Source organism: Myxococcus sp. MH1, from assembly GCF_059738865.1.
Map to the genome: position 1 here is coordinate 3,749,329 of NZ_AP026947.1, position 21,232 is coordinate 3,770,560.

Sequence of the window (21,232 nt, forward strand, 5' to 3'; positions counted from 1 at the left end):
CGCTCAGACGAGGCCGCGCTTGAGGCGGTCCATCGCGTCGAAGGTGGCCGACTTGTAGGCCTCCGACAGCGTCGGGTAGTTGAAGCACGTCTCCAGGAAGAGCCGCGCGGTGGAGCCGGTGAGCATGGCCACCAGGCCGATGTGCACCAGCTCCGAGGCCTGCTCGCCGAGCACGTGCACGCCCAGCAGCTTGAGGCTCTCGCGGTGGAAGAGCAGCTTCAGGAGGCCGTGCGTCTCGCCGATGATCTGCCCGCGCGGGTTGGTGGCGAAGCGCGCGCGGCCGGCCACGTAGGGGATGCCCTTGGCGCGCAGGCCCTCCTCCGTCTCGCCCGCCGTGGAGACCTCGGGGATGGTGTAGATGCCGTAGGGCAGCACGGTGGCGATGGCCAGGGGGCCCCCCAGGCAGAAGGCGTGCTCCACCGCGACGCGCGCCTGGTCCATGGAGGTGGAGGCCAGGGCGGGGAAGCCGATGACGTCTCCCACCGCGTAGATGTGCGGCACCGCGGTCTGGAAGCCCGGGCCCACCTCCACCTGTCCCCGGGAGCCCAGCTTCACGCCCAGCTCGGAGAGCCCCAGGCCGTCCGTGTTCGCCGAGCGGCCCGAGGCCACCAGCACCTGGTCCGCGGAGACCTCTTCACCCGAGGACAGCGTCAGGCGGATGGGGACCTCGCACGCGGCGGGCACGTCCACCTTCTCCACCGTCTGGCCGAAGCGCAGGCGGATGCCGAGCGCCTCCATGCGCTGGGCGAGCAGCGCGGAGAACTCGTCGTCGAGGAAGGACAACAGCTCCTGCTTCACCTCCACCAGCGTCACGGGGATGCCGAGCGCGGCGAACATGCACGCGTACTCACAGCCGATGACGCCGCCGCCCACCACGACGAGGGATTTGGGCAGCTGGCCGATCTCCAGCACCTCGTCCGAGTCGTGCACGCGCACGTCGCCGAAGGGGTACAGCGGAGGCCGGTAGGGCTTGGAGCCGGTGGCGACGAGGATGAAGGCGCCCGTGAGGCGCACGTCGTCGGCGCCCGCGCGGCGCACCACGACGGTGTGCTCGTCCAGGAGCGTGCCGTTGCCCTGGAACACCTGGATGCCGTGGCGCTCCAGGTTGTGGGCGATGCGCTCGCGCTCCATGCCCTTCACGCGGCGCTCGCGGTAGAGGAAGTCGGAGACGGTGGCCTCGTGGCGCAGCGTCGTCTCCACGCTGTAGAGGCCTCGCGCCTTGAGGCCGGACAGGTGCAGCGACGTCTCGCGCAGCGTCTTGGACGGCAGCGTCCCGGTGTTGGCCGCGGTTCCACCCAGCACGGGCTCACGCTCCACCACCGCCACGCGCTTGCCCGCCAGCGCCGCCTGCACCGCCCCCCACTCACCGGCCGGGCCGGAGCCAATCACCACCAGGTCGAAGTCCCTCATAGGACCCCAAACTACGCGACCCCACGCACCCTTTGAAGCGAACTCACCGTGTCAGGTGCTCCTCGAGGAAGAGAGCGGTCTGCCGCATCAGCTCCCGAGCGCTCTCGACGTCGTCCGTGAGCTCGAAGCCGTGGTGGCCCTCGGGCAGCTCCAGCAGTGTGAGGGGCGCACCTCGCGTCCGGGCCTCCTTCACGAAGTCATCGAGCGCGGCGTTGAGCGCCGGCGCATCCTGGCCCGCGCGCAGCACGAGCAGGGGCGGCACCTTCTTCGCGTTGGTGGCCTTCAGGGCAGAGAGCGGCGAGGGGCTCACGCCCGGAGCGTCGAGCAAGGGGTACCACGCCACCGCGCAGCGCAGCCAGGCGGGAGGCTCCTTGCGCAGCGCGGGCGACAGGCCCCAGAGCCCGCCCGCGGACATTGTCATCAGGCAGACGCGGCTCGCGTCGAGCTTCTCGGTGGCGGCCTGCTTGCGCACGAAGGCCAGCGCCGAGTCGAGGCGCTTCTGGAGGTCCGCGACGCGCGTGTACCACTGGGCGGGCTCCGCGCCGGTGGCCGGTGAGCCGAGCTCCACCAGCGCCACCGCGTAGCCGTGTGCGGCCACCCAGCGCGCCTGTCCGGCGAAGGCGGGCAGGTCCCTCACGAAGGGCGTGAGGCCCGGGTGCAGCATGCCGTGGGCCAGCACGACCACGGGGACGGGGCCCTGGGAGATGGCATCCGGGATGTAGAGGTCCAGCTTGTAGTCGCGGTTGCCCATGCGCGTGTACGTCAGTCCCCGGCGCACCTGGACCTCCTCCATGCCGGGGATGGTCAGGACGGGGCGGGCCTTGGCCCACTCGGGCACCGGCGTGTCCAGGGACGCGGGCAGCGCGGGCGCAAAGAACATGGGCGGGCCGTAGGAGGGCACCTCGCCGAAGCCCAGGTGCATGCGCAGCCACTGGGCGCGGTCCCTTCGCGCGGCGTCACCCAGCTCATGCGCGCCTTCGTAGAACCGGGCGAGCTTGGGCTCGGTGCCCGCGTCGATGAAGGCGCGGACCTGCTCGGGCGTGACCCACGGGTCCGAGCGGCCGTACTGGAAGAGCAGGGCGCGGGGACTCGCGGCGCCGACACCGACCACGCCGTCGAGGGCCGCCATCTTCCGGGCGAACACGGCGAAGTCCGGCTCGGACATCGCGTCGGCGAGCTTCTTCTCGTTCTCGCGCTCCAGCGTGAGGATGCTCTTGGAGTAGTCGCCCACGCCGTTCATCAGCACGAAGGCGCGCACGCGAGTTTCGACGCCGGCCAGCGCTCCACCCACCATGGCGCCCATGCTGTGGCCCACGAAGCCGAGCCGGTTCGCGTCGACCTCGGGACGGCTGACGAGCAGGTCCACGCCGCGCCGCATGTCGAGCAGCGTCTGGAGGTGCGTGGGGTACAGCGCCGCGCCCCGGAGCGAGCCGCGCCAGGGCTCGGGCCGCACGTGCGGCGCATCGACGAGCAGCGACACCACGCCGGAGCGCGCGAGGGAGAGCGCCTCGTCGAGGAACTCGTTCTTCGAGCCCTGACCCCAGTGCAGGAACACGAGCCCCGCGAAGGGACCTGGGCCCGGTGGGGTGACGAGGAAGGCGGGGACGCGTCCGCCCTTGGGGCTGGCATAGGTCAGCTCCGTCACCGTGACGTCTCCGCGCTTCTGCTCGCGGACCTTCTTCACGTCGAGCGGCGCGGTGGCGTCATGCTTCGTCACCTCGCGCAGCTCGGCGAGCAGCGTGGCCGGCTCCGGCGCGGGCGCGGCCGCGACGGGGAGCGTGATGAAGAGGGCCAGCAGGAGGACGCGCTGACACCACGACGAGGGGCGAGACCCGGACATGGAACGCCTCGACTGTGAGAGGGCCCCGTGAAGGGTGGGGCCCTCGCGAGTCTGAGCGCTCCTGGCGCGAGCGCAAGTCCTCAGGGGCGTGGGCCGTAGGTGGGGATGGGGGCGCCGACCTCGAGGGCGCCGAGGTCCGGGGCCGAGCCGGAGTAGCCGTCCGTGATGTTCTCGAGCGGCGTGCCGGCGTTCTCCACGGTGGAGCCCGCGCGAGGACGCAGGTCGGGCGCGGCATAAAGCGTCATGGGGGACGCGGGGTAGGCGACCGTCGCCGCGAAGACCCCGAGGTCCACCTGGACGGCGTGCTTCTCGGTGGTTTTTGCGCGCAGGTCGTTCAGGGAGGTGATGCGCGTGCCGCCCCAGTTGGCGTTGAAGGTGCCGGAGGTGGAGCCATAGCCATCGTGGTCCAGGTCGGCGTTCGCCGTGGTGAGCGAGGGGAGGTGGAGGACGCTGCCCTGGGCGCTGCCGCTGCTGTAGCCGTTGAAAGTTCCTCCGGGCCCGCCGATGAACAGGTTGTTGCGAGCGTGGAGCCGGGCCACGGGTGTGGTCGCGGTGATGCCGAAGCCGTCACCGTGCTTCACCACGGTGTTGTGCAGGAGCACGTCGCCCGAGCTGCCCCGGTAGAGTTTGAAGGCGATGTGCACCGCGTTGTAGACGGCGTTGCGGACGAAGTACGTCGGCCCGCCCAGGCTCGGCTGGGACGACAGCGCGATGAAGTTGTTGGTGAGGCGGTTGCCGACGATGCGGCAGTTGTGGGCGCAGAAGTCCGCCTCGACGCCGTCGTCCGCGTTGCCGATGAGGTCGTTGTCGAGCACGTCGATGCTGTACTGGTCCACCGCGGCGTCGTCCTCCATGAAGGAGATGCCGTCGCGGAAGCCGGTGACGCGGTTGTTCTGGATGACGTGTCCAGGCCCCGTGATGCAGATGCCCTCGCCCTGGTTGTTGCCATTGACGCCGAGCGAGGACTCCGCCCACGGGGTGATGCCCGTCACGACGTTGTCGGCGATGTACGCGTTCTCCGCGCGCAGGAAGGTGACGACCGCATCGCCGCCGTTCGCGGAGGTGGCGTTGATGGTGGAGCGGGTGAGGGCGAAGTTCTTCGTCCCGTTGAAGCGCAGGCGGCCGTTGATGGTGAGCCGGTCGAAGTGCACGTGGTTCTGGTTGAACAGGTTGACGGGGCCGTTGATGACGGTGCCCGACGTGCCTCGCAGGACGATGGGCTTGCCCTCCGTGCCGCTGCGCGACCAGTCGAAGCCGCTGTACGTCCCGCTGCCGAGCTCGAGCAGGTCTCCGGGCTGGGCGCTCGCGGCGACGCTGGCGAAGGTGGCGGGCGTCACGGCCTTGACGGGAGCGTTCGCCATGGGCGCCGGGACCGCGCGCGTGGTGGCTGTCGCGGTGCGCACGGCGCCGCCGCCGTCCGGGTCGGCGAGTGTGAGCTCCAACTCGTACTGCGTCGCGGGCTGGAGCCCGAAGATGCTGCCGGAGTGTCGCTGGGCCCAGGAGAAGCCCTCGTTGCTCCCGGCGGGGATTCGGCGCAGGGGCAGGGCCTTGCGCCAGGTGCTGGAGCCCGCGGGGCGGAAGCGCACGGCGACGGTGCCGTTGGCGTTGGCGTCGCCGGTGAATGCCCACTCCACCGTCAGGTGTTGCAGCGTCGGGAAGGGGAGGGTGACGGCGCCGGGGACGGTGGCGTCGGGGCCACCGCTCGGGCCTCCATCCGGGGAGGTATTCGTGCCGCCGTCCTCTTCGGGTGTGCCGCTGTCGGGTGCGCCAGCGTCCGGGGTGGGCACGGAGCCGTCGGGGGTGTGCGTCCCCGCGTCGTCTCGGGTGTCGTCTTGACCGCTGTCACCGCAGGCCACGCTGAGAAGCAGCGCGGCGGCACCACACCACGTCCGGAGGATGCGAGGGCTCATGCGCGGATTGTGCGCCGAGGGGCAGACATCCCGCGAGCTCGGGCGTGTCTATTCTGGTGACTCGGTACGTCCCGTGTAGCGCAGGCCCTCGCGGACCTCGTCATCGGTGAGGAGCCGGAAGGTGCCCTCGGGGATGTCGAGCTCGATGCCGCCCACGGCTTCCCGGTGGAGGGCGCGCACGGGGAGGCCGACGACGCCGAGCATCCGCTTCACCTGGTGGTGACGGCCCTCGGTGAGGGTGACCTCCACGGTCTTCTCGTCGCGCACGCGGACGGTGGCGGGGCGGGCGGGGCCGTCGTCGAGGACCATGCCCTTGCGCAGCGGCTCCACGCGCTCGTCATCCGCGGTGCTGAAGACGGTGGCCACGTAGCGCTTGGGCAGGTGCGTGTCCGGTGACGTGGCGTGGGCGACGAGCTTGTCGTCATTGGTGAAGAGCAGCAGGCCCGTGGAGTCCACGTCGAGCCGGCCCACCGCGTGCCACGTGTAGCCGGCGAGCTCGGGAGGGAGCTGTCGGAGGAGGATTTCGAACACGGTGCCGGTGCGGTGCTGCGACACGGTGGAGGACAGCACGCCCGCGGGCTTGTGGAACGCGAGCACCCGGGTGGCGGGGGCGGACAGCGGGACGACTCTTCCGTCGACGCGCACGGTGGCGCCGGGGGGGACGGGGGTGAGGGCCATCTTGGCGACGCGGCCGTTGATGGTGACGCGTCCGGCGGTGATGGCGTCCTCGGCCTCCTTCTGGGGGAACACGCCCGCGCGTGCGAGGGCGCGAGACAGCCAGTCCGGCTTCTCCTTGCCCTCCCATCGTTGGTGCTGCGGGGGCTTGGTCTTGTCGGGCTTGCGCGGCATGGGCTTCCAGAGGGGACGATGGAGTCGGGCGTCATATCATCGTCACCTGGAGCGCGTGGCGCCTCCGTGACGCCGTTGGCCCGCGTAGAGTCGGGGACATGACCGCTCGTGCCGGGAATCCGTCTGTCGGGGATGAATCACGGATGCATCCGTTGGATGCGTTCATGGCCGCCCTGGCCAGTCGTCGGCTGTTCTGTGATGGCTGGGGGGATGAGGAGACCTTCGCGGGGGCTCCGTTGTCGGGGCGGCTCGCGGCGACGGTGTCGCCGCTGGAGGTCCGCTGGGGCGCGGAGCAGGCGGCGGGGCGTCGAAGGTTCTGGGATGGGGCGTTCGATTCGCCGTGGGTGGCGTTGCCGTCGGAGGTGCGGTTGGGCTCGGTGCGATGGATGACGTCCGAGCGAGGGCGGGGGCGCGACGCGTGTGTGGTGCTCGCGGCGTCGCGGGACGAGGGGTTCCGGCTGCGGAGCTGGTTGTTCGCGCCGTTGGTGGAGGAGGGGGTGGATTTGTTCCTGCTGGAGAACCCCTATTACGGGACGCGGCGGGCGCTGGGGCAGAAGGGGCCGCACATCCGCACGGTGAGCGAGCAGCTCCAGATGAACATCGCGTCCATCGAGGAGGCGAGGGCGCTGGTGGCTCATGCGCGGCGCGAGGGCTACGAGCGCGTCGCGGTCGCGGGCTACAGCATGGGTGGGTACATGGCGGCGTTGACGGCGGCGACGATTCCGGAGCCGGTGGGCGTCGCGGCGCTCGCGGCGGGGGCCTCGCCGGCGCCGGTGTTCACGAAGGGCGTGCACTCGCGCTCCATCGACTTCAGGAGGCTGGCGGGTTCACCGGACGACACGGAGGCGAGGGCGCGGCTCGCGACCATCCTGGATGCGGCGAGCGCGCGCCTGTTGCCGCCGCCCGTGAAGCCGAGCGCCGCCGTCATCCTGGCTTGCGCGAGGGATGCCTTCGTTCCCTTGGCGGAAGCACGCGCGCTCCATGCGCACTGGCCTGGAAGCGAGCTGCGCATCGTGGACGCGGGACACATCTCCGCGGTGATTACGTCGGGTGCCGCGCTCCGGGGCGCCATCCGGGACGCGGTGCATCGCTCGGGGACGTGAACGAGGCAGGAGCGTCACGGGAGGCCTCGAACAGCCGAGGGCCAGGCTGTCCCGCACCTCGCTCGTGCGGCGATTCGCGGAACCTCGAGGACGACGCGATGCGAGGCTCGGCACCGCGAGGAGACAGCCCGGGCCGCCCGGAAGCAATCAGTGCCCGGGCGAGGAGCGCAATCGCCTCACGCATGGGTCGAGTCGCGAGGCTTCGACGGGGCTCGGCGCGAAGCTCCGGCACTGCAATGAGTGTCGAGGCAGTCCGGGCGCAAGCGGTTCGGGGCCGTGGTACGAGTCCTCGCGCAATCGAACTCCGTCGGGACCCCTCCTCATGTCGTTTGCGCGCGCTCTCGGACTCTTCATCCTCACGGCCCTGGCTGAGATCATCGGCTGCTATCTGCCGTATCTCTGGCTGCGACAGGGGCGCTCGGTGTGGTGGCTGGTCCCCGCGGCCGCGAGCCTCGCGCTCTTCGCGTGGCTGCTGACGCTGCATCCGACAGGCGCCGCGCGGACCTACGCCGCCTACGGAGGCGTCTACATCGCCGTGGCGCTCGCGTGGCTCTGGCTCGTCGAGGGAGAGCGGCCCACCCCATGGGATGTGGTGGGCGCGCTCGTCGCCATTGCTGGCATGGCCATCATCATCCTGGCCCCCCGACGTTAGCGGCCATGTCCACGTGAACGTGGAGTCTCACGACCTCCGCGGAGCTGGATCCTCGCCCTCGGCGCTCCCAGGTGTCTTCCCGGGCTCCTCCTGAGGCATCCGGCGCTCCTCCTCGAGCCCACCTGCCTCCGCCGACTTGGGCGTACGCCCCGGGGCCTCCTCCTCGGGAGAACTCCGCCGCCGGCCGTTCTGTCCCGGCTCCTCGTCACCGACCTCCATCGACTCATAGGGCATGTGGTCCATGCTGCGTCCTCCTCACGTGGGTTCAGGACTTCCTCGAAGGTAAGGCCGCCGTCGCGCCCCATGCCGCGTCGGGCCTTGCGGTCGCACGCCCCCTCGCTCAGCCTGCGCCCCTCCTCCGTGGGAGTCCCCGCATGTCCCGACTCGCCCTCTGCCTCGTGCTCCTGTCCCTCCACGCCGTGGCCGCCGAGCCCTCCACCGTGCCGCGCCGCCCCGTGAACACCTACTCCATCGTCGCCCGGGACCCGGCGACAGGAGACCTGGGTGTCGCCGTGCAATCCCACTGGTTCTCCGTGGGCGCCACCGTGCCCTGGGCCGAGGCCGGCGTGGGCGCCGTCGCCACCCAGTCCTTCGTCGACCCGTCCTACGGCCGTCTCGGTCTGGACCTCATGCGCGCGGGCCGCTCCGCCCCCGATGCGCTCAAGGGGCTGCTCGCCGCCGACTCCGCCAGCCAGGTGCGCCAGGTCGCCATGGTGGATGCCCAGGGCCGCGTCTCCGCGCACACGGGCTCGAACTGCATCGCCGCCGCCGGACACCTCGTGGGCGAGGGCTTCTCCGTCCAGGCCAACATGATGCAGAAGGACACCGTCTGGCCCGCCATGGCCAAGGCCTATCGCGCCTCCAAGGGCGACCTCGCCGAGCGCATGCTCGCCGCGCTCGAGGCCGCCGAAACCCAGGGCGGAGACCTCCGCGGCAAGCAGTCCGCCGCCCTCATCATCGTCTCCGCGAAGCCCTCGGGTCGCCCCTGGGCGGACCGCCGCTTCGACCTGCGCGTCGACGACCACCCCGAGCCCCTCAAGGAGCTCCGCCGCCTCGTCACCCTCCAGCGCGCCTACAACTTCATGAACGAAGGTGACCTCGCCCTGGAGCACAAGGACATCGACGCGGCCCTCGCCGCCTACGCCTCCGCGGAGAAGCTCGCGCCGGGCAACGCGGAGATGACCTTCTGGCACGCCATCTCCCTCGTGGGCGTGGGCCGCGTGGAGCAGGCCCTGCCGCTGCTCCAGCGCGCCTACGCCGCCGACCCGCGCTGGCGCGAACTCCTCACCCGCCTGCCCGCCGCCGGCCTGCTCCCCGATGACCCCAAGCTCCTCGCGCGCTTGAAGAACGCGAAGTAGCCCCGCGCCCACCGAGCAGGGACCCGAGCGCTGGGCACGCCACCTCGCGGACCCGGCGAGCCCCATGGCTTGTAGTGGCCCGCGAGGATGGAGAGGTTACCTGGACGAGGATGCCCATGAGTGACGCCCAGGCTCCACTTGCCGCATTGACCGTCCCGCTCTTCGCGCTGGCGCAGGTGCCCCAGGAGGTGTCCGTCTCTCCCGAGGGCGCCACGGGACACAGCTACTGGTACTGGGTGGCGCTGCTCGTGCTGGCCGCGGCCGTCTTCGCGTGGGTCGCCGTGGCGCTGGCCCGCAAGCGCAAGGCCCCGCCTCCCAGGTCCACGCGCGCCACCCCCCGCTATCGACGCCCCGTCTAACCTCGCTTGCGCAGCGTGTGCAGCGCGGCCAGCCACAGCCGCGCCTCCTTGCGCGTCAGCCGTGAGCGCCGCAGCGGCGCGAACAAGTCCCGCAAGCCCGTACGCCCCGGCTGCTCGTCGATGAGGAACCCTCCCGCCGTCAGCACGCCCTCCAGCGTCGACTCCACCTGCGCCAGCTCCGTGTCCGTCGCCGCCACCGGCAGGGGGCCGGGCGGCGGGGCGTGCGCCTCCAGCGTGGCCACGCGGACCTCGTAGGCATACAGCAGCACCGCCTGCGCCAGGTTGATGGAGGGCTGCTCCGGCGCGGTGGGCACCGCGGACAGGTCATGGCACCGCTCCACCTCCGCGTTGGTGAGCCCGCTGCGCTCATCCCCGAAGACCACGGCCACCGTGCCCTGCGTCGAGCGCGACACCCACTCCTCCGCCACCGCTCGCGGGGCCAGGCGCCGCTTGCCCTCCACCTTGCGCGAGCTGGTCCCCACCACCCACACGCAGTCGGAGATGGCCTCCTCCAGCGTGTCCGCGCGACGCGCGCCGTCGAGAACGTCCTCGGCATGGACCGCCAGCCGGCGCGCGGGCGTCAAATCCTCCACCTCGGGCGTCACCCAGACCCAATCCGACAGGCCGCAGTTCTTCAGCGCCCGAGCAGCGGCACCCAGGTTCTCCGCGTTGCGCGGACGCATCAGGACGAAACGGACGGGCAGCACCATGCCGGACCACCATACCCGCTTCCCTGGGGGCGTTGACCCCGATGCGTGGCCCTCCTATAGCGTGGCGCCATCGACCGCTGGGTGCGTGCTCGGAGGCCACCGGGAGTGTGGCTCCGCGTACACCCTGTGGGCCCGAGGACGCGTGGGGGACGCGTGCGGGCCGTGGGCGTTCGACCGCACTCCCCAAGCTTCCTGGCGTGTGCGCCGTCGGCACGTCGCATGAAGAACAGCAGGCACCTTCCGGAGGAAACATGGGTCCGCAGTCCGTCGTCTCCAATCCGCCACCGCGCGCCAGACGCGCCAGCTGGCTCGTCGCCGCGCTGCTCCTGGGCATCTCCATCTCCGGCTGCAAGAAGGACGAGCAGCAGCCCGCCACCTCCTCGCCGAGCACCCCGGACACCACCACGGCGCCACCCGCGGTCTCCGGCGGTGACGCGGGGACGACCGCCGCCGCCGTGAAGGTGCCGCCCAAGCCGGAGGCCGTCACCCCCATCATCCGCCCCCAGGGCGCGGTGGGCGTGCTGCCCCAGTCCATCGTCATCGAACTGGCGCGGCCGCTGCGCCCCGATGACCACGAGGTGAAGCCGGGCACCGTCGTCTCCATCTCGCCGCAGGTGGCCGGGAACCTGACCTGGAGCGGGCCCTCCACGCTGACGTTCAACACCTCGTCCGGTCAGGCCTTCGCCTTCGGCACCGAGTACACCGTCAAGGTCGTCTCGCTGGAGACCGACGCGGGCGTGGTGAAGGCGCCCTCCGACGACGCCTGGAAGCACGTCTTCAAGACGCCCACCTTCCAGTTCCTCCGCATCCAGCCCAAGCAGCTGGACCTGGCCAAGAGCCGCATCGAGGTGGACGTCGTCTTCTCCGGTCCGGTGTCCCCCAGCGCCATGCGCGGCAAGGGCACGTTCCTGGTGGGCACCCAGCCCATCTCCGACGTGAAGTGGCGCTCGGTCGCCGGCATGTCGAACGCCGTCACCGCGGAGCTCGCGAGCCCCGGCCTCAAGCCCTCCGCCGCGCTGCGCTTCACCCTCAAGCAGGGCCTCGCCGCCGCGTCCGACGCGAAGGCGCTCGCCCCCGCGGCCGAGGCCACCTTCGTCCTGCACGGCGGCCAGCGCATGGACATCACCGGCGTCAACCGGAAGGAGGGCAGCAGCGGGCACTACCTCGAGGTGGCCTGCCGTGACGTGGCCGCGGAGGCGCCGGCCAGCCCCCGCTACTACCAGGAGTACGACTCGTACTACTGGGAGTCGGGCAACAAGGGCTGCGTGCTGGACGACGCCACGGCGGAGGCCTCCATCCACGTGACGCCCCCGGTGAAGGTCTCCGTTGCGCCCACGCGGCAGGGCTTCCGCATCTTCGGCGACTTCAAGCGCGGCACGTACACGCTGCGCATCGACGCGGGCACCACGTCCGTGGGCGGCGGCACGCTGCTGGCGGACTTCGAGCAGGAGCTGTCCATCCCCGCGCGCCAGTCGCAGCTCTCCTTCACCTCCGCGGGGCGCTACCTGCCGCGCGGCGCGTGGCGCAACCTGCCCCTGCAGCACCTCAACCTGGACGCCGTGGAGCTCACCATCCGCAACGTCCCGCCGGAGAACCTCATCTTCTGGATGAGCGATGACCAGCGCGAGACGGCGGACGAGCGCACGTCCAACCTCGTGGTGAAGAAGACGCTGCCGCTCCAGTCGGCCTCGGACACGCTCACCACCACGTACCTGGACGTCGCGAGCCTGGTGCCCGCGTCGACGCGGGGCCTGGTGGAGGTCTCCGTCCGTCGCAACGACTTGTCGGCCGCCACGCGCGTGCTGCTCACCGACCTGAGCCTCGTGGCCAAGCGGGGCGGACCGGCGCCGGGCTCGAAGGACGCGGGGGAGGTGTGGGTCTGGGCGCTCGGCATCGAGAGCACGGACCCGGTGTCCGGCGTGGAGGTGTCGCTGGTGAAGAAGAGCGGCCAGGCCGTCAGCCGCTGCGTCACCAAGGGCGCGGACGGGTGCGTGCTCAACGTGCCCCCGGGCGGCGTGGATGACAGCCAGCCCTTCGCGCTCATCGCGCGCCAGGGCGACGAGATGACGTACCTCAAGTACAACGAGCTCAAGACGGAGATCGCCAACTCCGACGTGCAGGGCGAGCCGTACCGCTCCGAGAAGGCCTACCGCGCCTCGCTCTGGTCCGACCGCGGCGTGTACCGCCCCGGCGACACCGCGCACATCGCGGGCGTGCTGCGCGGCCAGGATGACCTGGCGCCGCCCACGGGCATGCCGGTGGAGCTGGTGGTGGTGGACCCGCGCGAGCGTGAGCTCAAGAAGGTGCCGCTCAAGACGAACGACGCGGGCCTGGTCTCGCTCGACGTGCCCTTCGAGGCGTTCCAGGACACGGGCCACTACCGCGTCACGCTGAAGGTCGCCGACCGCGAGGTGGCCTCCTACGGCCTCAACGTGGAGGAGTTCGTCCCCGAGCGCATGAAGGTGACGGCCACCGCGGAGGCCCCCGGCTACGTGCAGGGCGTGGAGATTCCCGTCGCCGTGGAGGCCGCGTACCTGTTCGGCGGCTCGGCCGAGGGCAGCCCCGTGGAGCTCAACTGCCGGCTGGTGCCGTCCGACTTCAAGCCGAAGCAGAACGCGCAGTTCACCTACGGCCTGTGGCGCCAGGACGGCAAGGAGCCGCGCCCCGTGACGCTGGGCCAGGCGAAGGGCGCGCTGGACGCGAAGGGCCAGGCGCTCATCCACTGCCCGGCGCTGGCGGCCATGGGCGGGCTGCGCGGGGCCGCGCGACTGAGCGCGCTCGCGAGCGTGTTCGAGTCCGGCAGCGGCCGCTCCACGGTGAACGAGGCCAGCGTGCCCGTGCACCCGGAGCGCTACTACGTGGGTCTGCAGGCCAGCGTGGGCAAGGTGAAGGCGGGCAAGCCCTTCACGGTGAACGGCGTGGTGGTGGACTGGGACGGGAAGCTCGTCGCGTCCTCGTCGCTGGCGCCGGCCACCGTGCAGGTGGAGTACGTGCGGCTGGAGGAGGAGTACGGCTACTACTACGACGAGGGCGAGGGCTATGACCGCTACCAGCGCTACCTGAGGCCGCTGCGCGAGGGCAGCGCCACGGTGAAGGTGGTGGACGGCCGCTTCAACCTCACCGTCACGCCGGGCGCGGACGCCGCGGGCTACCTGGTGCGCGTGCGCTCCGGCAACGCGCAGACGGACCTGGAGCTGGAGGGAGAGGGCCGCTACTACTGGTGGGGCGAGGGCTCGCGCGTCGACCAGACGCCGCGTCCGCTCAAGCCCACGTCGCTGGACGTGGCCGTGCCCGCGAAGGCCGTCGTCGGCAAGCCCATCAACGTGAAGCTCAAGGCGCCGTACAAGGGCCGCATCCTCTTCACCGCGGAGACCGACCGCGTCCTCGCCACCGAGTGGAAGGCCGTGGAGCCGGGCGAGGTGACGTGGAGCTTCACGCCCAAGCAGTTCGCGCCCAACGTCTACGTGAGCACCTTCCTGGTGAAGGACCCGCACCTCGAGTCCGCCGAGGCCTTCATGCCCGACCGCGCCTTCGGCGTGGCCAGCGTCGTGCTGGAGCCGGTGGACTACACGCAGCAAGTCGCGCTGAACGTGCCCAAGGAGGTCCGCTCCAACGACACGCTCACCGTGGACCTGGACCTGGGCGCGCTCGAGGGCGCCACCTTCGCCACCGTGGCCGTGGTGGACGAGGGCATCCTCTCCCTCACGCGCTTCCAGAGCCCGGACCCGCTCAAGGACATCTTCACCAAGCGCGCCCTGGGCGTGGACACCTTCGAGACCATCGGCTGGACGTTGCTGGTGCCCCCGGGCGGCAGCTCGCGCTCCACCGGTGGTGACGCGGAAGGGGACGCCGCGGGCCGCGTGCAGCCCGTCAAGCCCGTGGCCCTGTGGAGCGGCGTGGTGCCGGTGCCGGCCAACGGCAAGCTGCGCCTGCCGTTCCAGCTCCCGCAGTACCGGGGCGCGGTGCGGGTGATGGCGGTGACGGCGGGGCCCAAGCGCATGGGCCGCGCCAGCGCGCAGGTGCTGGTCAGGGACCCGCTGGTGCTCCAGACGACGCTGCCGCGCTTCCTCACGCAGAACGACGAAATCCAGGTGCCCGTCTTCGTCACCAACCTGTCCGGCAAGGCGCAGGACGTGAAGGTGACGCTGGCCGCGGAGTCACTGCCGGTGCCCGGGCTCGCCCTGCCCGCGGACACGGCGTCGCCGCTGCAACTGCTTGGCAAGAGCGAGGGCCGCGCGCGCGTGGCGGACGGCAAGTCCACCACGTTCGTCTTCCAGGCCCGCGCGGTGCAGTCGGTGGGCGCCGCGCGGCTGAGCGTGGTGGTGGAGGGCGGCGGCTACACGTCGAAGGAGACACTCGACGTGCCGCTGTCGCCGTCCGGTCCTCGCGAGCGCCGCGTGCAGCGCATCGAGCTGGCGCAGGGCGTGACGGATGTCTCCAAGCACCTGCAGGGGTGGGTGCCCACCACGGAGCGCTCGACGCTGTGGGTGACGGCCAATCCCTATGCGCAGTCGCTCCAGCACCTGTCGTACCTGGTGCAGTACCCGTACGGCTGCATCGAGCAGACGACGTCCTCCACGCGGCCGCTGCTGTTCGTGTCGGAGCTGGTGGACCAGGTGGACCCCACGCTGAAGAAGCACGGGGACGTGGGGGACATGGTGCTCGCGGGCATCAACCGCGTGCTGTCCATGCAGACGCCGTCGGGAGGCTTCGGCTACTGGCCGGGCGCGATGGAGCCGCAGCTGTGGGGCACCGCGTACGCGACGCACATGCTCCTGGACGCGCAGAAGCAGAAGTTCCCCGTCCCGCAGGACCGGCTGGACGACGCGCTCCTGTGGATGGGCAACACGCTCAACTCCCTGGAGGGCAACGCGAACGTCCGGGACTACCACGGCAGCTCGGAGGCCTACATGCACTACGTGCTGGCGCTGTCCGGCAAGGGCCGCAAGGCGCGTGTGCAGAAGCTGGTGGACGCCCTCGCGGAGAGCGCGAAGAAGGCCCCGCTCAAGGGCGAACAGCGGGAGGAGGACTACATGCTCAAGGCGGCGCTGTGGCTCGCCGGAGACCGCCGCTATGAGAAGGAGCTGCGCAGCCCGGACCTGTCGCCCGTCACCGAGGAGCGGAGCAACAGCTGGTCCTTCTACTCGGACCGACGCCGGCGCGGCTTCATGCTGAGCACCTACCAGGACCTCTTCGGCACCGACGCCGCGGGTGAGCCCCTGGCCGCCATGGTCGCCAGCGCGCTGAGCTCGAGCCCCAGCTCCTGGTACACGACGCAGGAGCTGGTCTGGGGCATCACCGGCCTGGGCAAGCGCCTCAAGGGCGCGGCCACGAGCTTCACCCCTCCGACGCTGACGGTGGATGGCAAGGAGGTGGCGGCGAAGCAGGCCAAGGACGCGCGCGCCTCGGACCGCACCTGGGCGCTGGCCCGCGCGAGCGAGCGCAAGAGCCTCCAGCTCGACCTGAAGGAGAAGTCCGCGGGCACGCTGTTCCTCGTGCTGAGCAGCGAGGGCGTGCGCTCGGAGGGCCCGCCGCGCGTGGGCGGCGAGGGGCTGAAGCTCAGCCGCAAGTACCGCGGCCAGGATGGCTCGGAGGTGGACCTGAAGAGCGCGCCGGTGGCGCTCGCGCAGTTGGTCTACGTGGAGCTGGAGCTGACCAACACCACGGCCGAGCGGGTGCAGAACATCGCGCTGGTCGACCGGCTGCCCGCGGGCTGGGAGATCGAGAACGCGCGGCTGGGCCGGGGCGGCTCGGTGGACTGGGTGCAGGCGGACGCGCTGTGGACCCCGGACTACGTCAACATCCGGGATGACCGCATGGAGGTCTTCGGCGCATTGGGGGCTCGCGAGTCGAAGAAGATTGTCTACGCGGTGCGCGCGGTGACGGCGGGGGCCTTCACGCTGCCCACGGCGGAGGCCGAGGCGATGTACGACCCTCGCCTGTGGGCCCGCGAGGCGGGTGGCACGGTGCAGGTGTCCGGCCCGTGGAAGGACAACCTCCTCTGACATGCGCCGCGTCCGTCCACTCCTGAAGAAGCTCCTCTGGACCGCCGCGGGGCTCTTGCTCCTCGCGGCGGTGGGAGTGGCGGCGGCGTGGTCCGTGCCGCTGCCGTCGCGGCTCTCCGCACCACCCTCGGTGGTGATGGAGTACCGCGACGGCACCCCGGCCCACGTCTTCCTCGCGCCCGACGAGCGCTGGCGCATCGCCGCGCCCGTCGAGCGCATCGACCCGGCCTACCTCCGGGCGTTGTTCGCGCTGGAGGACAAGCGCTTCTCCTCACACCCCGGCGTGGACCCGCTCGCCGTGGTGCGCGCCGCCGCGCTCAACGTGGCGCGGGGGCGCCGGGTGTCGGGAGCCTCCACGCTGACGATGCAGCTGGTGCGCATGCTGGAGCCCCGGCCGCGCACCTTCACCTCGAAGCTCGTGGAGTCCCTGCGCGCGGTGCAGCTGGAGCTGCGCCTGACGAAGCAGGAGGTGCTCGCGGCCTATCTCCAGTTCGTCCCCTACGGGCGCAACGTGGAGGGTGTGGAGGCCGCGGCCCTGGCGTACTTCGGCCACACCGCGGCGCACCTGAGCCCGGCCGAAATCGCCACGCTGCTGGCGGTGCCGCAGAACCCCAACCGCCGCTTCCCCACGCCGGAGAACCGCGAGCGGCTGCGCGCGGCGCGCGACGACGTGGCCCGCAGGCTGCTGGAGGCGGAGGCCCTTCCGCGTGGACCGGAGGAGGCGAGGGTGCCCGCCGAGCAGGTGCTCGCCGACGTGCGCGCCTCGGACGTGCCGGGCGGGCTCAAGGCCTTCCCTCGCGAGGCACCCCACGTGGCCGTGTGGCTCAGGGCCCAGCGCCCCGGCCAGACGCGGCTGTCCACCACGCTGGATGGGGGCACGCAGCGCCTGGTGGAGCGGGTGATGCGCGACGCGGCCCGGGAGCTGAAGGCCAAGGGCATCCACAACGGCACGGCGGTGGTGGTGGAGCGGGAGCAGGGCGCGGTGCTCGCGCTGGTGGGCAACTTCGACTTCTTCGACGCGGAGCACGGCGGGCAGATTGTCGGCTTCGCCACGCCGCGCTCGCCGGGCTCGGCGCTCAAGCCGCTGCTGTACGCCATGGGCATCGACCAGGGCCTCACCGGCCCCGAGCAGCTCGTGGCGGACATCCCGACGACGTACGGCGGCTATGCGCCGCGCAACTTCGACGGCCGCTTCCTGGGGCTCGTGCGGCTGGAGTACGCGCTGTCCCAGTCCCTCAACATGCCCTTCGTGCGGCTGCTCGAGCGCGTGGGCGTGGAGCGCTTCCTGGCCGCGCTGAGGACCTCGGGTGTCACCAGCCTGGTGCCGGACCCGGGCCACTATGGCCTGTCCGCGGCCGTGGGCGGCATCGAGCTGACGCCCCTGGAGGTCGCCGGGCTCTACGTGGCCATCGCGGGAGATGGCCGCGCCCGTCCGCTGCGTCTGCTCGACGAGGGCCAGCCGCCGGAGGCTCCGGTGGAGGTCATGTCCCCGGGCGCCGCGTGGCTGACGCGCAAGGCACTGGCGCTCAGGGACCGGCCGGACTTCCCGGAGCGGCGCCGGCTGACGGGCCTGCCCGCGCGGGTGCACTGGAAGACGGGCACGAGCTTCGGCCACCGCGACGCTTGGGCCGCGGGCTCCGGCCCCCGGCACACCGCCGTCGTGTGGCTGGGCAACTTCAACCACGCGCCGAGCGTGCACCTGGTGGGCGCGGACGCGGCGGGCCCGGTGCTGTTCGACATCCTCGAGGGCTTGGGGCCCCGGGGCCGCTCGCTGCCCGAGGACGAGACGGTGGTGCCGGAGGACCTGATGCGGGTGGAGGTCTGCGCGTACTCGGGGCACCTGCCGACGGAGGCGTGCACCCAGCGCAAGCACGTCCACGCGCGCCGCTCGGCCGTGCCCACCGCGGTGTGTCCGTATCACCAGCGCGTGGAGGTGGACGTGGCCACGGGCCTGTCCGTGGGCCCCACGTGCAGCGCGGGGCGCAAGACGGAGTCGCGTGTCTTCGTCACGTGGCCGGCGACGATTCGCCGCTGGCTGGAGGAGCAGCACCGCCGGCTGCCCGAGCCCCCCGCGCCCGCCCCGGGGTGTGAGCCCGGCGGCGCCCGGGCGGCGCCCTCCATCGTCTCACCGGCCCCCGGCCACGTCGCGCTGCTGATTCCGGGCGTGCCCGCCAACCAGCAGGAGGTGCCGCTGGAGGCGGAGGCCTCGCACGAGCGCGCGCTCACCTGGTTCGTGGACGGCGCGCTGCTCGGCTCGGCGCGCGCGGACGAGCGGGTCTGGTGGACGCCGTCGGTGGGCTCGCACGAAATCCTCGTCACCGATGACCGGGGCCTCACCGCCCGCCGCACGCTCGTCGTCCGCGAGCGGCGGTAGGCCCCGGCCGCGAGGGCGCTGCTCTCAGCGGGCCTCCCAGCCCGCCTCGCCGCGCTGGTACTGCTGGCCCGAGGGCAGCGCGCCGTAGAAGAGGAAGTCCTTCACGCCCACCACGGACTTGCCGTCGAACAGGCCCAGCTCGCCCTTGGGGGGCAGCTGGATGCCCAGCTCGGACGCCTTCAGCCGCACCTTCGCGCCCGGGGCCACGGTGAGCGCCGGGAGCACCGCGCCCATGGGCGCGCGCACCTGCGTGGGCGCATGGTCGCTCTGCGCCAGGCTCACCCGCAGGTTGGTGGTCAGCACCATGCCCTGGAGCGACACGGCCGTGGTGCCGTGGTTGGCCACGTCCACCCAGCCCTCCACCGGGTCGAACGCGTCGAACACCAGCGTCGAGCGCTGCGCCTTGAGCCGCGCCCAGTCCTTCTCCACGAAGGCCCGGCGCTCCCGGACGTAGCGCTTCATGTAGTCGCGGCTGGCGTGGAAGCGCGCGTAGTCGATGTACGGGGCCGTCCGCATGTGCGAGTCGATGAGCGCGTGCACCGCGTCGATGTACGGGTTGAGCACCTCGGGCTTGAACAGCTCGTCCAGCGCCTTCTCCAGCCGCTCGTCCAGCCGCCCGCGCAGCTCCGGGTTCATCAGCACGCGCGTGGCCAGGTTGGAGAACACGGGCAGGTAGCCCGGGTAGGACTGCGACTCATTCTTGCGCTGCAGGTACATCTTCTCCGTCCACGCGTCGGACAGCGTGAAGTTGAACAGCGGGTGGCGCATGCTGTTGGTGCTCGTGGCCATGTCGGGCACCGGGTTCAGGTACCACCAGCGCGCGTCCACGTTGTTGAGGTCCCACGGCACATAGGACCACTTCGCCACGGCCCGGTCGTAGATGAAGTAGCTCTCCGAGTCCTCGACGAAGTTGTTGGACATCAGCGCGTCCATCACCATGGAGCGCAGGTAGTGCTCCAGCTGGAGATGCTTGCCCAGCCTCTCGGCGAACTCGGGCTCCGGCGAGTGGTTGATGACGTCCATCATCGCGACGAGCGCGTCGTCGGGCTGCCGCTCGTTCGTCTTCTTCGTCCAGTTGCCCTGGTAGGGCACCTTCCACGTCTTCATCTCGCAGTCCTTCCACCCGCATCGGTAGATGGTCGCGTCGTCATCCGCGAAGGCGTGGGCCTTGAGGAAGGCCTTGTTCACCTGCTCGATTTCCAGGAACACGCCCTCGTTCTTGCCGTTGACCGTCAGGAGCACGTACGTCGCCTTGGACGCGGGCACGCGCATCGCCTCCAGCAGGTCGAAGGCCATCTTCTCCGCCAGCAGGGACGCGTCGGCGAACTCGGCCACCAGGTTGAGCGACGTGCGACCCTCGAAGCGGGTGCCGTCCGCGAAGCTCACGTTCCAGCTCTTCTTGTCGAAGAACCGCGCGGACGCGCCGCGCAGCCGCACCTTCACCGGGTACGTCATCCCCTTGGCCTTGAAGACGGCGTCCTGCTCGGGCGTCCACACGTCCTCGGCGAACTTCTTCATCGCCTCCGGAGGGATGATGAGCTCGTACTCGGGCACGCTCGTCTGCAGCTTCGGCATGACGTAGGGCCGCTGGGCCTCGGGCGTCGGAGGTGGCGGTGGTGGTGGAGGAGGAGGCGGCGGCGGGTCCACCGGCCCCGGGTCCTCGGGCGTCGGATTCGGCGTCGGGTCCACGGGCGTCGGATTCGACGGCGTCGGGTCCTCGATGACGGGTGGCGCCTGCGTCGGCGGAGACGGGGCCTCGGAACCACAAGCCCACATCCACATCAATGGAAGACAGAGCAAGAGTCGTGAGCGAGTCATCGACCGGGGTTGAGCAAGGCGCGTGCCTCATGGAGGCCAAGGTGCGCTGCCCGGTAGTGGACGAATCCACTGCGCCTTGGGGCCATGGGGTGGGAAGTCGATGAAAGGGATTTCCCATCCTGGTCCGGTCAATCGCCCCACCCTGGAGGGCAGAGGACCCGTCGCGCCGCGCGTCGCCTCCTGGGTCGGAACTGGAGCGGCCCCCCCGGAAGCGGGCCCTCTGGCGGGGCAGGCAGGCAGTCAGGGAAGCCACTTCTCTTCCCACCCGTCGCTGTTCCCGACGCGCCGTTGCGCCCCTAGCTTCATCGAGAAGAGGGGATCGCCGCGACAGGGAGACGCGATGGAGACCTGGAACCAGTCGTCTGATTCCGCCCGCAGCCACACGCCGCTGATGGTGAACCGTCGTATCGACGAGCACGTGGAGGCGTGCGTGCGGCACATGGCGACCCACGCCGACCGCCCGGAGATGAGCCGCTACCTCCAGACGCTGGAGCGCGAGTGGGACCTCAACCGCGCCGTCATGGTGGGCACCGCCGTGGCCGGCGCGCTGGGCCTCCTGCTGGGCAGGCGGGACGGCGGCGGCTGGCGGTGGCTCAGCGCGGTGGCCGCCGGCGTGCTCCTCCAGCATGGCGTCCTGGGCTTCGGCCCCCTGTCCGCTCCCTTGCGCGCGCTGGGTATCCGCACGCGCCGGGAGATCGATCTGGAGAAGTTCGCCATCAAGGCGCTGCGCGGTGACTTCGAGCGCATCCCCAATGACGGTGGCCCCATGGCCCGCGCCAACGCGGCGCTGGTGGCCGCGCAGTCCTGAGCTGTCCTGCCCCCGCTCACGACAGCGCGAGCGGGG

The 21,232-nt window shown here is 71.2% G+C and carries 13 protein-coding genes; 7 read left to right on the forward strand and 6 right to left on the reverse strand.

Features of this window, described 5'->3' with window-relative positions; translation table 11 throughout:
• Nucleotides 1-3 precede the first annotated feature (3 nt).
• From sthA to AC6JA9_RS14995, 4 genes are all read right to left on the reverse strand, one after another.
• A complete protein-coding gene (gene sthA, locus AC6JA9_RS14980) occupies nt 4-1,410 on the reverse strand; it encodes a Si-specific NAD(P)(+) transhydrogenase (RefSeq protein ID WP_223746565.1) in 1,407 nt (468 codons plus the stop codon).
• Nucleotides 1,411-1,453: 43 nt separating this feature from the next.
• Nucleotides 1,454-3,250 (reverse strand): dienelactone hydrolase family protein, encoded by a 1,797-nt coding sequence (locus AC6JA9_RS14985; RefSeq protein WP_497959992.1) that lies wholly within the window; start codon nt 3,248-3,250, stop codon nt 1,454-1,456.
• Between the two features lie 80 nt (nt 3,251-3,330).
• On the reverse strand, nt 3,331-5,160 hold the full coding sequence (locus AC6JA9_RS14990; RefSeq protein WP_497959994.1) for a right-handed parallel beta-helix repeat-containing protein: 1,830 nt from the start codon (nt 5,158-5,160) through the stop codon (nt 3,331-3,333).
• A 48-nt stretch (nt 5,161-5,208) separates the two neighbouring features.
• Complete coding sequence (locus AC6JA9_RS14995) at nt 5,209-6,009, reverse strand: pseudouridine synthase (RefSeq protein WP_223746568.1); 801 nt, start codon at nt 6,007-6,009, stop codon at nt 5,209-5,211.
• A gap of 143 nt (nt 6,010-6,152) precedes the next feature.
• Between AC6JA9_RS14995 and AC6JA9_RS15000 the strand changes: the two genes are divergently transcribed.
• From AC6JA9_RS15000 to AC6JA9_RS15015, 4 genes are all read left to right on the forward strand, one after another.
• Nucleotides 6,153-7,112: an alpha/beta fold hydrolase gene (locus AC6JA9_RS15000; protein ID WP_497959995.1), complete on the forward strand. Its 960-nt coding sequence runs from the start codon at nt 6,153-6,155 to the stop codon at nt 7,110-7,112.
• Nucleotides 7,113-7,434: 322 nt separating this feature from the next.
• Nucleotides 7,435-7,764 carry a YnfA family protein gene (locus tag AC6JA9_RS15005; RefSeq protein ID WP_223746570.1) on the forward strand — a complete coding sequence of 110 codons (330 nt, stop codon included), beginning with the start codon at nt 7,435-7,437 and terminating at the stop codon, nt 7,762-7,764.
• Between the two features lie 374 nt (nt 7,765-8,138).
• Complete coding sequence (locus AC6JA9_RS15010) at nt 8,139-9,122, forward strand: DUF1028 domain-containing protein (RefSeq protein WP_426732049.1); 984 nt, start codon at nt 8,139-8,141, stop codon at nt 9,120-9,122.
• 116 nt (nt 9,123-9,238) lie between these two features.
• Nucleotides 9,239-9,481 carry a hypothetical protein gene (locus tag AC6JA9_RS15015; RefSeq protein ID WP_223746573.1) on the forward strand — a complete coding sequence of 81 codons (243 nt, stop codon included), beginning with the start codon at nt 9,239-9,241 and terminating at the stop codon, nt 9,479-9,481.
• Here the strand turns inward: AC6JA9_RS15015 and AC6JA9_RS15020 are convergent.
• Nucleotides 9,478-10,191: an RNA methyltransferase gene (locus tag AC6JA9_RS15020; protein WP_223746574.1), complete on the reverse strand. Its 714-nt coding sequence runs from the start codon at nt 10,189-10,191 to the stop codon at nt 9,478-9,480. The genes AC6JA9_RS15015 and AC6JA9_RS15020 overlap by 4 nt on opposite strands.
• 251 nt (nt 10,192-10,442) lie before the next feature.
• Between AC6JA9_RS15020 and AC6JA9_RS15025 the strand changes: the two genes are divergently transcribed.
• Together AC6JA9_RS15025 and pbpC are read left to right on the forward strand one after the other, a co-directional pair.
• Nucleotides 10,443-16,196: an alpha-2-macroglobulin family protein gene (locus tag AC6JA9_RS15025; protein WP_497959997.1), complete on the forward strand. Its 5,754-nt coding sequence runs from the start codon at nt 10,443-10,445 to the stop codon at nt 16,194-16,196.
• A 1-nt stretch (nt 16,197) separates the two neighbouring features.
• Nucleotides 16,198-18,570 carry a penicillin-binding protein 1C gene (pbpC, locus tag AC6JA9_RS15030; RefSeq protein ID WP_497959999.1) on the forward strand — a complete coding sequence of 791 codons (2,373 nt, stop codon included), beginning with the start codon at nt 16,198-16,200 and terminating at the stop codon, nt 18,568-18,570.
• 24 nt (nt 18,571-18,594) lie between these two features.
• On the opposite strand, the gene AC6JA9_RS15035 is transcribed toward pbpC, so the two are convergent.
• A complete protein-coding gene (locus AC6JA9_RS15035; RefSeq protein ID WP_497960000.1) occupies nt 18,595-20,388 on the reverse strand; it encodes a CotH kinase family protein in 1,794 nt (597 codons plus the stop codon).
• A gap of 340 nt (nt 20,389-20,728) precedes the next feature.
• On the opposite strand from AC6JA9_RS15035, the gene AC6JA9_RS15040 reads away from it, so the two are divergent.
• On the forward strand, nt 20,729-21,196 hold the full coding sequence (locus tag AC6JA9_RS15040; protein WP_223746578.1) for a YgaP family membrane protein: 468 nt from the start codon (nt 20,729-20,731) through the stop codon (nt 21,194-21,196).
• The last annotated feature ends 36 nt before the right edge of the window (nt 21,197-21,232 follow it).

Excerpts from the sequence above, each read along its gene's own strand:
- AC6JA9_RS15000 (WP_497959995.1), top strand. The coding sequence starts at position 6,153 with ATGCATCCGTTGGATGCGTTCATGGCCGCCCTGGCCAGTCGTCGGCTG.
- AC6JA9_RS14990 (WP_497959994.1), bottom strand. The coding sequence starts at position 5,160 with ATGAGCCCTCGCATCCTCCGGACGTGGTGTGGTGCCGCCGCGCTGCTT.
- AC6JA9_RS15015 (WP_223746573.1), top strand. The coding sequence starts at position 9,239 with ATGAGTGACGCCCAGGCTCCACTTGCCGCATTGACCGTCCCGCTCTTC.
- sthA (WP_223746565.1), bottom strand. The coding sequence starts at position 1,410 with ATGAGGGACTTCGACCTGGTGGTGATTGGCTCCGGCCCGGCCGGTGAG.
- AC6JA9_RS15025 (WP_497959997.1), top strand. The coding sequence starts at position 10,443 with ATGGGTCCGCAGTCCGTCGTCTCCAATCCGCCACCGCGCGCCAGACGC.
- AC6JA9_RS14995 (WP_223746568.1), bottom strand. The coding sequence starts at position 6,009 with ATGCCGCGCAAGCCCGACAAGACCAAGCCCCCGCAGCACCAACGATGG.
- AC6JA9_RS15020 (WP_223746574.1), bottom strand. The coding sequence starts at position 10,191 with ATGGTGCTGCCCGTCCGTTTCGTCCTGATGCGTCCGCGCAACGCGGAG.
- AC6JA9_RS15035 (WP_497960000.1), bottom strand. The coding sequence starts at position 20,388 with ATGACTCGCTCACGACTCTTGCTCTGTCTTCCATTGATGTGGATGTGG.
- AC6JA9_RS15040 (WP_223746578.1), top strand. The coding sequence starts at position 20,729 with ATGGAGACCTGGAACCAGTCGTCTGATTCCGCCCGCAGCCACACGCCG.
- pbpC (WP_497959999.1), top strand. The coding sequence starts at position 16,198 with ATGCGCCGCGTCCGTCCACTCCTGAAGAAGCTCCTCTGGACCGCCGCG.
- AC6JA9_RS15005 (WP_223746570.1), top strand. The coding sequence starts at position 7,435 with ATGTCGTTTGCGCGCGCTCTCGGACTCTTCATCCTCACGGCCCTGGCT.
- AC6JA9_RS14985 (WP_497959992.1), bottom strand. The coding sequence starts at position 3,250 with ATGTCCGGGTCTCGCCCCTCGTCGTGGTGTCAGCGCGTCCTCCTGCTG.
- AC6JA9_RS15010 (WP_426732049.1), top strand. The coding sequence starts at position 8,139 with ATGTCCCGACTCGCCCTCTGCCTCGTGCTCCTGTCCCTCCACGCCGTG.